This window comes from Shinella sp. 838, from assembly GCF_029623935.1.
GTDB lineage: Bacteria > Pseudomonadota > Alphaproteobacteria > Rhizobiales > Rhizobiaceae > Shinella.
The window spans coordinates 96,093-107,402 of record NZ_JARSBQ010000013.1 but is presented as its reverse complement, the minus strand read 5'-3'; the positions used below and the strand labels follow the sequence as shown (position 1 = coordinate 107,402).

Below are 11,310 nucleotides of genomic sequence, written 5' to 3'. Positions count from 1 at the left end.
GCGGTCAGCCCTGTGTCGGCTTCCAGTCCGCCGACGGAATGCTGTTGATCATCCACGGGATGCCGAACTTGTCGACGAGGGAGCCGAAGCCGGGCGACCAGAACGTTTCGCTGAACGGCATGCCGATCTTGCCGCCTTCCGCGAGCTGGTCGAACCAGCGCTTGGCCTCGGCCTTGTCCGTGGTGTGCAGCGTCACGTCGAACCCGTTCTTGGGCTTGTCGATATTGGGCGCCCAGCCGGCATCCATGTCGGCGCCCATCAGCGCCTGGTCGCCCACTTCCAGCCAGCAATGCATCAACCAGTCCTTGTATTTCGGATCGGTGATCGGCATGTCCGGCGGGGCCTCGCCATAGGGAAAGGCAGCGGTGATCTTGCCGCCCAGCACCTTGGCGTAGAATTCGAATGCCGCCCGACATTCTCCCTGAAAACTCAGGCTCGTCACGATCTTCATGCTTCACTCCTCCTCGTTGTTGGGATCTTCCCGCCGGAGCGGCGGCCGCAGATGTTGAAACCGATATGACAGGCAGGGCGAGAACCGACTGGCACGCTCACCTTGCGTCGTTCGCGGAACAATGGTGTCGATCCCGTTGTCATTGATGTTGATATCAACGTAAATGCTGCGACAAGTCAACCCGTGGCAGGTTTGATCGCTCGGCCTTCTTTTCCAACGGGAAAAATGCGGCGTGGCGATCATCAGGGGCCCGGCTTCGAAGAGCTCGGTTTTTCGCCCGCGGCGGAAAACTCCCGCCTGACGATGCCGTGGCGCTGGAGCTTGTCATAAAAGGTCTTGCGCGGAATGCCGAGGGCGGCGATCGTTTCCTGCACATTGCCGTCATGGGCGCTGAGCGTGTCGCGGATGATCTCGGCCTCGAGCCGCTCCAGCCGTTCCGGCAGGGAGCCGCCGCCGCCGGTTTCAGCGGCTGGGCTTTGCGGCGCGAGCGCCGTCGCCGTCATGCCCAGCACCGTCCGCTCGGCGAAGTGGGAGAGCTCACGTACATTGCCGGGCCAGTCGTGTTCGCGCAGGTGGCGCAGGATTTCGGCCGAAAGGCTGGGCGTCGTCCGCTGGAAACGCCGCGCCGCACGCTCGGCGAAATAGCTGAACAGCAGCGGAATGTCCTCACGGCGCTCGCGCAGGGGCGGAATGGTCAGGGAGACGACGTTCAGGCGATAATAGAGGTCCTCGCGAAAGGCCCTGCGCTGGGCGGGGTCGGCAAGATCGACCTTGGCGGCCGCGACGATGCGGATATCCACCGGGCGCACCTCGTTCGTGCCGAGCGGTGTCACCTCGCGTAGTTCGAGCACGCGCAGCATCTGGATCTGTGTGGACAGCGGCATGCTTTCCAGTTCGTCGAGGAAGAGCGTGCCCCCGCTCGAATGTTCGATGCGGCCAATGCGCTTCTTTTGGGCGCCGGTGAAGGCGCCGGGCTCATGGCCGAAGAGCTCGCTTTCGATCACCTGCTCGGGCAAGGCGCCGCAGTTGAGCGCCACGAAATTGCCCTTTGCCCGACGGCTCCAGCCATGCAGCAGGCGTGCCACGACCTCCTTGCCGCTGCCTGTCTCGCCCGTGACGAGCACGTCGACATCCGTATCGGCGATCTGTCGCAGCGTCTGGCGCAGGCGGTCCATCGCGGGTGTCTGGCCGATCAGGGGGAAATCATCCTCTGCCTGGCGGGCGTTTTCCCGAAGCCGGCGGTTTTCCAGGACCAGGCTGCGTTTTTCCGCCGCGCGCTGGACGCATTGGATCAGTCGCTCGGCGGGAAAGGGTTTGGCGATGAAGTCGTAGACGCCCTCCTGGATGGCCTTGACCGCTGTTGCGATATCGCCGTGGCCGGTGACGAGAATGACTGGAATCTCGGCATCCAGTGCGCGAATGCGCGCGAAAAGCTGGATTCCATCCATGCCGGGCATGCGGATGTCCGACACGACGATACCGGCAAAATCCTTGTCGAGTCTCTCCAGCGCCTCGGCGGCCGAGCCGAGTGGCGATACGGTAAATCCCGCGAGGTCCAGTGTCTGGGCGGTGGCGCGCAGGAGTTGCCTGTCGTCGTCGATGAGGAGAACCGGCACGCTCATTCTTCAGCCTTTCGCAGATGGACGCGGAACGCAGCGCCTTGTGGGCCTGTCTCGACCTCCAGCCGGCCGCCATAATCGGAAACGATGTCCTTGGCGATAACGAGGCCAAGGCCGAGACCCTTTTCCTTCGACGTGTTGAACGGTTCGAAGAGTGACGCGAGGATGTCGGCCGGCAGGCCGGGGCCGTTGTCGGTGACGGAAATGACGACACCACCGTTCTCCGTGGTGGTCGTGATGTCGACGCGCCCGTCCATGCGCTCCTCCACGGCTTCGAGTGCGTTCTGGAAAAGGTTGATGAAGACCTGCTCCAGCCGTAGCCGGTTGCCGGCGACGCGCAGCCCCTCCGGCAGGGGGGCGACGGCGAGACGGTCGAGCCGCCCGGTAAAACGGCTGCGCAGCAAAAGGATCGCACCATCGATCACCTCGCGGAGAACGACTGGCTCCTCGGCAGTGCGCCCCTTGCGGGCGAGTGCCTTCAGGTCTTCCGTGATGCCGGCGATCCGGTCGGTTAGGCCGGCGATGAGACCCAGATTTTCCTGAACCGGCTCCGGCTGGCTGCGTGCCAGGAAGACCCTGGCATTGTCGGCATAGGCGCGAATAGTGGCGAGCGGTTGGTTAATTTCATGTGCCACACCGGCGGCGACCTGGCCGAGGATGGCGAGCCGGTTGGCCTGTACCAGATCTTGCTGCACGGCCTGCAGGTGGTCGCGGGCAAGGTTGAGGTCGCGCGTGCGCTCGTCCACGCGGCGTTCGAGTTCTTCCCGCGCCGCCTGATCGCGGACGGCATTGGCGAGCGCCACCTGACGTCGGCGCAGCCAGAGAGCTGCGACAAGCGTGATCGCACCGACGGCAAGGAGGGCCAGTACGCGTGTTTCGCGCATGCTGGCGGCTACGACGCTGCCGGTCGGCATGAGATATTCGAAATGCCATGGCGTCGTGGTGACGGCTGTCCTTATGCGCAGATAGGTCTCCGCGCCGCCGCCTGGCTGGACGGCGCGCAACAACGGGCCATTTCCGATGGGTTCGAAGGGAAGCGGGGCAAGCGGAGCTTCTCCGAACTGCAGGCTTTCGCGAATGGCCGCGAGGCTTTCGGCCGGCAGCGGCTCCGTCGTCATAAAGCGCCAGGAAGGAATGCTGGTGATCAGCACCACGTGGTTGGCATCGACCACATAGGAGGGGCGCTGCGTTTCGTGCCAGTCGCGCTCCAGCTGGTCGAATTCCATCTTGACGACGACGACGCCGAGGGGTGCGGCGGCCGGTCCGATACGGTGGGAGATGTAGAGGCCGGGTCTTTTGCTGACCGAGCCGAGCGCGAAATGTTCCGCCGTGCCCTCTGCCATCGCACGGGAAAAATAGGCGCGGAACGAATAGTCGTTTCCGACGAAGCTCGTCGGCTCGCGCCAGTTGCTGGCCGCGACCGCCACGCCTGTTCCGTCGATGAGATAGATGACCGCCGCATTGGTGCCGGCAACCAGATCCTCCAGCTTGCGGTCGAGCCGGGATCGCTTGGCCGCGTCGACACCGGCCAGGGCTTCGGTGACGTCACGATCGCGGGAGAGCAGGAAGGGAAGGGCCCGCGGGCGCTCCAGAACGGCCTGAAGCAGTGCGACCTTGAGGTTCGCCTCAGTCCGGCCCTGCTCCTCCAGCGCCGAAAGGGCCGTGGCTCGGCCATAGAGGCCGGCGGTATAAAGTGCGGCGAAGGCAAGAGCGAAGACTGCGGCGGTAAACACCGCCCACTGCCGCCGCGTCGCGCGGTGGAGGGCGATCTGGTTGCGCGTCAGCGGGGCCGAGGTCATCGGTGATTTTGAGCATAAAACCGCACGATACTCAATGCTGCTTGTGCGGAGTGTCGCACTTTGGCTGGTTGGCGCGGGTGGCGCCACCACATGAAATCTTTTTAAAACAATCGGTTATCTTTGGATTCACGAACTGGCACGCCCTTTGCGAGGCCTTCTGCGATTGCAGCAAAGCCACCCCGGGAAGAGCCAGCGTGCTGGTTGGGGTGCCAAAGGAGGAAGCCATGCACATTTCGTCTGCCGCCACGCCGGACCGTGGCCCGTTGCCGTTCTACCGTCATCTCTATGTCCAGGTGATCGTGGCCATCGTTGCCGGCATGCTCGTCGGTCACTACTATCCCGATTTCGGTGCCGGCCTGAAACCGCTCGGCGATGCCTTCATCCGGCTCGTCAAGATGATCATCGCCCCGGTCATCTTTCTGACGGTCGCGACCGGCATTGCAGGCATGTCCGATCTGAAGAAGGTGGGGCGCGTCGCCGGCAAGGCGATGATCTACTTCCTCACCTTCTCGACGCTCGCGCTTGCGGTGGGCATGGTCGTCGCCAATGTCGTGCAGCCGGGCGCGGGCATGCATATCGATCCGACCTCGCTCGACGCCAATGCCGTGGCGACCTATGCCAGCAAGGCGCATGAATCGACCATCACCGGCTTCCTGATGAACATCATCCCGCAGACCATCGTCGGCGCATTCGCTGAGGGTGATATCCTGCAGGTTCTGTTCTTCTCGGTACTGTTCGGCATCGCGCTCGGCATGGTTGGCGAGCAGGGCAAACCGGTCGTCGATTTCCTGCAGGCCCTGACGACTCCGATCTTCCGGCTGGTCGCCATCCTCATGAAGGCCGCGCCGATCGGCGCCTTCGGTGCCATGGCCTTCACCATCGGCAAATACGGCATCGGCTCGGTCGCCAACCTTGCCTTCCTGATCGCCACCTTCTACCTGACCGCTTTTCTCTTCGTCTTCGTCGTTTTGGGTGCCGTCGCAAAGTACAACGGCTTCTCGATCATCGCGCTGATCCGCTACATCAAGGAAGAGTTGCTGCTTGTCCTCGGCACGTCTTCGTCCGAGGCGGCGCTGCCGGGCTTGATGCAGAAGATGGAACGGGCAGGTTGCAAGCGCTCGGTCGTCGGCCTCGTCATTCCGACGGGCTATTCGTTCAATCTCGACGGCACGAACATCTACATGACACTTGCCGCCCTCTTCATCGCGCAGGCAGTCGACATCCCGCTGTCGATGGGTGACCAGATCCTGCTGCTGCTCGTAGCGATGCTGAGCTCCAAGGGGGCAGCCGGCATCACCGGTGCAGGTTTTATCACGCTTGCCGCGACGCTTTCCGTCGTGCCCTCCGTGCCGGTCGCCGGCATGGCGCTTATCCTCGGTATCGACCGTTTCATGTCGGAATGCCGGGCGCTGACCAACTTCATCGGCAACGCCGTTGCGACGATCGTCGTCGCTCGCTGGGAAAACGAGCTGGACGTCGCCAAGCTGAACGCCGCGCTGAGCGGCGATCTCGAGGAGATACCGGTCCCGGCGCCGGCGCTGCAGCCGGCGGAGTGACCGCGGCTCTCCCCTGAGCCCCGAACTTGCAGCCTCCTCAAGGCGCGGCGCTAGGATCGCCGCGCCTTGATCGTGTTCATCACGAAGCTGGTTTCGATCGTGTCGACGCATTTCAGCTTGGCGATCTTGTCCTTGATGAAGCGCTCATAGTGGTCGAGGCCGGCGCTCATGACGGTCAGCACATAGTCCCTTGCGCCCGTCACCAGCTGGCATTCGATGACCTCGTCCCAGTCCTTGACGGCCTCTTCGAACATGCGGATTTCGTCGTCGTGCTGGCGGCTGAGGCGGATCGATGCGATGGCGGTCATCGTCCAGCCCTCCACGATCGGGTCGATGATCGCGGCATAGCCGCGGATAATTCCCGTTTCCTCCAGGCGCCGCAGCCGGCGCAGGCATGCGGACGCGGACAGGCCGACCCGCTCGGCCAGTTCGTTGTTGGTGATACGGGCATCCGCGGCGAGTTCACGTAGGATACGCCGGTCGATCTCATCTGCAATTTTCTGCGACAATTTTCAGATATCCTCGCAAGAAGTTTCTTCTGAAAACAATAAGCCGCATCAAATAGCAAGGAAACGCCACAGGGTTTGATATAATTTGCGTCTGGAGCTGGCTACACGAACGAGGGAGACGTTTCATGACCGCGCCGCATCCGTCGAGAACCCATATCGGCAACCATGCCCTGCATCCCGAAACGCAGATGCTGAACTATGGCTATGATCCCGAACTCTCCGAAGGCGCCGTCAAGCCGCCGGTTTTCCTGACATCGACCTTCGTCTTCAAGTCCGCCGAAGACGGGCGGGACTTCTTCGACTATGTGTCCGGACGCAAGGAACCGCCGGAGGGCCGGGGGGCCGGTCTTGTCTATTCGCGCTTCAACCATCCCAACAGCGAGATCGTCGAGGATCGCCTCGCCGTCTACGAGCGGACGGAAAGCTGTGTGCTGTTTTCGTCCGGCATGTCGGCGATTGCCACCACGTTGCTCGCCCTCGTGCGGCCAGGCGATGCCGTGCTGCATTCGCAGCCCCTCTATGGCGGTACTGAGACCCTGCTCGCAAAGACCTTCCTCAATCTCGGCGTCTCGGCCGTGGGTTTTGCCGACGGCGTCAGCGAGGCATCGGTGCAGGCAGCGGCGGAGGCGGCAATGCAGAAGGGCCGGGTTTCCGTCATCCTCGTCGAAACGCCGGCAAACCCCACCAACAGCCTTGTCGATATCGCGATGATCCGCCGGGTCGCCGACGCGATCGGTGCGCGGCAAGGCCACATGCCGATCGTCGCCTGCGACAATACGCTGCTCGGCCCCGTCTTCCAGCGGCCGATCGAGCACGGAGCGGATCTCTCGCTCTATTCGCTGACCAAGTATGTCGGCGGTCACTCGGACCTGATCGCGGGGGCCGCGCTCGGTCGCAAGGCCGTGATGAAGCAGGTCAAGGCGCTGCGCGGCGCGATCGGCACGCAGCTCGACCCGCATTCCTGCTGGATGCTCGGGCGCTCGCTGGAGACACTGCAGATCCGCATGGAACGGGCCAACAGCAATGCCGCGGCGGTCGCCGCATTCCTGCGGGAGCACCCCAAGGTGGAGGCGATCCACTATCTGCCCTTCTACGACCCCGCTTCGCCGGCCGGCCGGACCTTCGCCACCCAGTGCAGCGGCGCCGGTTCGACCTTTTCCTTCGATATCAAGGGCGGGCAGCCGGCCTCGTTCCGGTTTCTGAACGGGCTGAAGATCTTCAAGCTCGCCGTCAGTCTCGGCGGTACGGAATCGCTCGCTTCGCACCCCGCGACGATGACCCATTCGGGTATCCCCGTGGAGGTGCGCCAGCGCATCGGCGTGCTTGAATCGACCATCCGCCTCTCCATCGGCATCGAACATCCCGATGATCTGGTGGCCGATCTGGTGCAGGCGCTCGACGCAAGCTAGGAAGCTTAGCCGTTCTCCATCGGCCCCTTGCCCTGACCGTCGAGCAGCCAGGCGATGCTCACCTGCAGGATACGGGCGAGCATGTCGAGGCGATTGGCGCGGGGCTCTGCGCGGTCGTTCTCCCAGTTGCTCCAGGTCTCGACCGTCACGCCGGCAATGGCGGAGATTTCTTCGACGGTGAGGCCGACGGCATCGCGCGCGAGCGAAATGCGCCCGCCGATCGTGTCGTAGGCCGTATCGACGGCGGTTCGCGGGGCGAGTGTGGCGTCGGTGTGCATGTCGGTGTCCTTAGTTCGTGAAAGAGATGCCCCGCGCGGTCCGCGCGCGAGGCAGGTCATCGATGGAGGGCCGGCGTCAGCCGTCTTCCTTGGCGAGCCAGGCCTTGATCTGATCGGGATGGTCGGCGATGTACTTGTCGACGGCCTTCTCGTAGGAGGTCTCCTGCGCGTTGAACATCGCGGCCTCGAGATCGGCGATCGGCAGCTTCATGCGCGACAGGAAGGCCGCGACATCGGGGTTGTCCTTGTCGAAATCCTTGCGGGCGATCACGTCGACATGCTCGGCCTTGCCGAGCGCGCCCTTCGGGTCGTCGATGTAGCGCAGCTTGTATTTGCCGAACATCCAGTGCGGGCTCCAGGAGGTGGCGACGAACCATTCCTCCTTGCGGATCGCCCGGTCGACCGTCGTCAGCATGCCGGCTTCGCTGGAGATCTGCAGCTTGTAGCCGTCAAGGCCATAGTCCTTGACCGCCTGTTCCGACAGACGGGTGAGGCCCGCGCCCGGATCGATGCCCTCGACGCGGCCCTTCAGCTTCTCCTTCACATCGTCCTTCTTCAGGTCCTCGATGGAGGCGATGGCGTCTTCCGGCACATAGGCAGGCACCACCCAGCCGAGCCTTGCCCCGTCATAGACGGTGCCGAGCGTCGTTACCTTGTCCTTCACCTTGGCGAAATAGTCGGCGTGGGTCTCAGGCAGCCAGGCCATCATCATCAGGTCGAGGTCGCCGCGGCCGACGCCCTGGTAGAGCGGAGCGACATCGGTCTGAACCAGCTCGACCTCACGGCCGAGTTCGTCCTTGATGAGCTTGGCGGCAAGTTTCGTCACGAATTCGGCGTCGGACCAGGCCGACCAGCCGATCTTCACCGGTGCCTTGCCTTCGGCCAGCGTCGCGCCGGCCGCGCCGACCAGCATTCCAGCCGCAAGGCCGAGTGTAGCGAGTGTCTTGAACATCTTTGCTCCTTTGGGAGGGGTCGCATTCGGCGGCGTGTGCCGCCGGCTTTCGGGTATCAGGCCGTGGCGGTGGAAGCCGCCGGCGCCTGTACCCGGGGTCGGAAGACGGTGCGCCAGAGGCTGGCGCGCGCCTTTCCGAGGCTCTGGGTGATCCGGTCGAGGATCACCGCGAGAATGACGACGGCGATACCGCCCTCGAATCCGGTGCCGACGTCGAGACGCTGGATCCCGGTCAGCACGGTGTTGCCGATGCCGCCCGCGCCGATCATCGAGGCAATCACCACCATCGAGAGCGACAGCATGATCGTCTGGTTGATACCGGCCATGATGGAGGGCATGGCGTTGGGAAGCTGCACCTTGAAGAGCAGCTGCGGAGCCGTGCAGCCGAAGGCATTGCCAGCCTCGATATATTCGACATGCACCTGACGAATGCCGAGATTGGTGAGGCGCACGACCGGCGGCATCGAGAAGATGACGGTCGCGATGGTGCCGGGTACGGCGCCGAGGCCGAAGAACATCGCTGCCGGGATCAGGTAGACGAAGGCGGGCATGGTCTGCATGAGATCCAGTACGGGGCGCACGACCGCCGCGACCCGGTTGCTGCGCGCCATGGCGATGCCGAGCGGCAGGCCGATCAGCATGGCGACCAGCGTCGAGGCAAGAACCAGCGACAGTGTCTCCATCATCGCGGACCACAGGCCCATATGCTCGACGAGCCACAGCGAGGCGGCAGTGAAAGCGGCAAAGCCGAAGCCGACGCGCCAGAGCGAGAGCAGGACAAAAACGGCAAGGCCGAGGGGCATGGGTATCGCCAGCAGCACGGCCTGGATACCGTTCGTCACCGTGCCGATCGCGGCGGCGATGAAATCGAGCAGCGGGGCGAAGTTGTCGAGGATGTAATTGACGGCACTGTCGACGCCGTCACCGATATCGAATGTCATGGATTTTCTCCGGGTCGGCGGGATCAGGCGGTGCGGTCAAGCGCCTCGAGAAGCGCGGACTTGCTGATGGAGCCGAGGTAGCGGTTGGCCTCGTCGACGACCGGAACCGGAAAGGCACTGGCGGCGACCTTGCCGAGGACATTGGCGAGGTTTTCCGATGCGGGGATTGGCTCTACCCCCGGCAGGAAGGCGCGATGGTAGGGATCGCTCGCGCCGTCCCGGGTGGTCGAGACCAGCGAGGTGCGGCTGACCATGCCGTGGAAGGTCTTGTCGCGGCCGAGGATGATGGCGACGTCCCTGTCGAAATGCTCCATGCGCTCCAACGCAGCGGCGGCGGAGACGCCCTGGCGCTCGATGATCGTCACCTGCGTCTTGCGGGCGACATCCCCGGCGCGGAAGACCTGCGAGAGGTCGACATTGCGGAAGAAGGAGCGGACGTAATCGTTGGCGGGCTTCAGCACGATCTCGTCGGGTGTGCCGACCTGTACGACCGCGCCGTTCTGCATGATGCAGATGCGGTCGCCGATGCGCATGGCCTCGTCGAGGTCGTGGCTGACGAAGACGATGGTCCGGCTGTGCTCGGCCTGAAGGCGCACCAGCTCGTCCTGCATTTCCGTGCGGATAAGGGGGTCAAGCGCGGAAAAGGCTTCGTCCATCAGGAGAACGCTTGGCTCGCCGGCAAGCGCCCGGGCGAGGCCGACACGCTGCTTCATGCCGCCGGAGAGCTGATCTGTGCGGCTGTCGTCATAGCCTTCCAGCCCGACAGCCCGCAGCGCCGCGCCGGCGCGCTGCCTGCGCTCGGTCTCGCCAATGCCCGCAACTTCCAGACCGAAGGCAGCATTGTCGATGACGTTGCGGTTCGGCAGCAGCGCGAAGGATTGGAAGACCATGCTGATGTCGCGGCGCCGGAGTGCGATGAGCTCGCTGCGCGGCATGCGCGCCACGTCGCGGCCCTCGATCTCGATCGCCCCCGATGTCGGCTCGATCAGCCGGTTGATGAGGCGCAGCATGGTGGATTTTCCGGAGCCCGAAAGTCCCATGATGACGAAGATTTCGCCGGTGCGGATATCGAAGCTGGCGTTGTTGACGCCGATGGTGCAGCCTGTGGCCGCGTGGATATCCGCCTTCGTCTTGCCGGCCTTCAGAAGGGCAAGAGCCTTGTCTGGCCGCTCGCCGAAAACCTTGAAGACATTCTTGATACTGATCTTGATCTCCGGGTCGTTTGCCGAAGAACCGCTCTCAGTTGCAAAAGCCATATTGTCCTGGGCCCGGCTCCGGAAGCGGGGCACTCTCCTTTGTTGATTGTCAGCTGATGACGCACTCAGCGGTATGGAATACGCGCAGGCCAAGAGGCTTCGCAAAAACGATAGCGCGTCGCAATATGGACATTGTTTGGCACATTGATGCCGTAATGTCCACAGTGTAAGAAAAAAATACTATTTCCTAGTCGATTATAGCGCGATATCGAAAAGGATTTGTCGTGAACTTCTATCGGGCTAGGCGTTTGGGTTGTCCGTGGCGTATGCCTCTTGCGCCGTCGTTGGTAGGCCACAAAAAGCGGTGTGGCATGAGCAGTCGCGTGCATGCCGAACATCGGCCGGCTCCAGGGGGTACGCGGGCTCGTACGGAAAACATGCCTTGTCGGGACAGCACAGGGGTTCTTTTTACGGCGAAGGTCTTGCCGAAGAGGCGAGGGTATAAGAAAAAGACTGGCGTATCAGGCGGTTGGTTGCGTTGCGGATTTCTTTCCCTTCGCGCGGTAACAAAGTCGTGTTCCCGAACGTAGAGAAGGAAAC

Annotated in this window: 10 protein-coding genes; 2 read left to right on the top strand and 8 right to left on the bottom strand. The window is 63.2% G+C overall.

From position 1 onward, the window contains the following. Nucleotides 1-4 precede the first annotated feature (4 nt). From P9A16_RS28420 to P9A16_RS28410, 3 genes are all read right to left on the bottom strand, one after another. A complete protein-coding gene (locus tag P9A16_RS28420; RefSeq protein WP_023514203.1) occupies nt 5-451 on the bottom strand; it encodes a VOC family protein in 447 nt (148 codons plus the stop codon). A gap of 242 nt (nt 452-693) precedes the next feature. Then, the gene (locus P9A16_RS28415; protein ID WP_023514204.1) at nt 694-2,073 is read right to left on the bottom strand and encodes a sigma-54-dependent transcriptional regulator; all 1,380 of its coding nucleotides are present in this window, start codon (nt 2,071-2,073) and stop codon (nt 694-696) included. After that, complete coding sequence (locus P9A16_RS28410; RefSeq protein ID WP_278026261.1) at nt 2,070-3,869, bottom strand: sensor histidine kinase; 1,800 nt, start codon at nt 3,867-3,869, stop codon at nt 2,070-2,072. Before P9A16_RS28410 ends, P9A16_RS28415 begins: the two co-directional genes overlap by 4 nt. A 224-nt stretch (nt 3,870-4,093) precedes the next feature. Between P9A16_RS28410 and P9A16_RS28405 the strand changes: the two genes are divergently transcribed. Next, a complete protein-coding gene (locus P9A16_RS28405; RefSeq protein ID WP_023514206.1) occupies nt 4,094-5,425 on the top strand; it encodes a dicarboxylate/amino acid:cation symporter in 1,332 nt (443 codons plus the stop codon). A gap of 50 nt (nt 5,426-5,475) precedes the next feature. Here the strand turns inward: P9A16_RS28405 and P9A16_RS28400 are convergent, their stop codons facing one another. Then, nucleotides 5,476-5,934: an Lrp/AsnC family transcriptional regulator gene (locus P9A16_RS28400; protein WP_023514207.1), complete on the bottom strand. Its 459-nt coding sequence runs from the start codon at nt 5,932-5,934 to the stop codon at nt 5,476-5,478. 125 nt (nt 5,935-6,059) lie between these two features. On the opposite strand from P9A16_RS28400, the gene P9A16_RS28395 reads away from it, so the two are divergent. Continuing rightward, nucleotides 6,060-7,343 carry a cystathionine gamma-synthase family protein gene (locus tag P9A16_RS28395; protein WP_023514208.1) on the top strand — a complete coding sequence of 428 codons (1,284 nt, stop codon included), beginning with the start codon at nt 6,060-6,062 and terminating at the stop codon, nt 7,341-7,343. A gap of 5 nt (nt 7,344-7,348) precedes the next feature. Here P9A16_RS28395 and P9A16_RS28390 read toward each other — a convergent pair whose 3' ends face one another. The 4 genes from P9A16_RS28390 to proV all read right to left on the bottom strand — a co-directional run bounded on the left by P9A16_RS28390 (nt 7,349) and on the right by proV (nt 10,770). Continuing rightward, complete coding sequence (locus tag P9A16_RS28390) at nt 7,349-7,621, bottom strand: helix-turn-helix domain-containing protein (RefSeq protein ID WP_023514209.1); 273 nt, start codon at nt 7,619-7,621, stop codon at nt 7,349-7,351. A gap of 76 nt (nt 7,622-7,697) precedes the next feature. Further along, complete coding sequence (locus P9A16_RS28385; protein ID WP_023514210.1) at nt 7,698-8,573, bottom strand: glycine betaine ABC transporter substrate-binding protein; 876 nt, start codon at nt 8,571-8,573, stop codon at nt 7,698-7,700. Nucleotides 8,574-8,629: 56 nt separating this feature from the next. Then, nucleotides 8,630-9,514: an ABC transporter permease gene (locus tag P9A16_RS28380; protein WP_023514211.1), complete on the bottom strand. Its 885-nt coding sequence runs from the start codon at nt 9,512-9,514 to the stop codon at nt 8,630-8,632. Between the two features lie 23 nt (nt 9,515-9,537). After that, nucleotides 9,538-10,770 carry a glycine betaine/L-proline ABC transporter ATP-binding protein ProV gene (gene proV, locus P9A16_RS28375; RefSeq protein ID WP_023514212.1) on the bottom strand — a complete coding sequence of 411 codons (1,233 nt, stop codon included), beginning with the start codon at nt 10,768-10,770 and terminating at the stop codon, nt 9,538-9,540. Between the last annotated feature and the right edge of the window lie 540 nt (nt 10,771-11,310).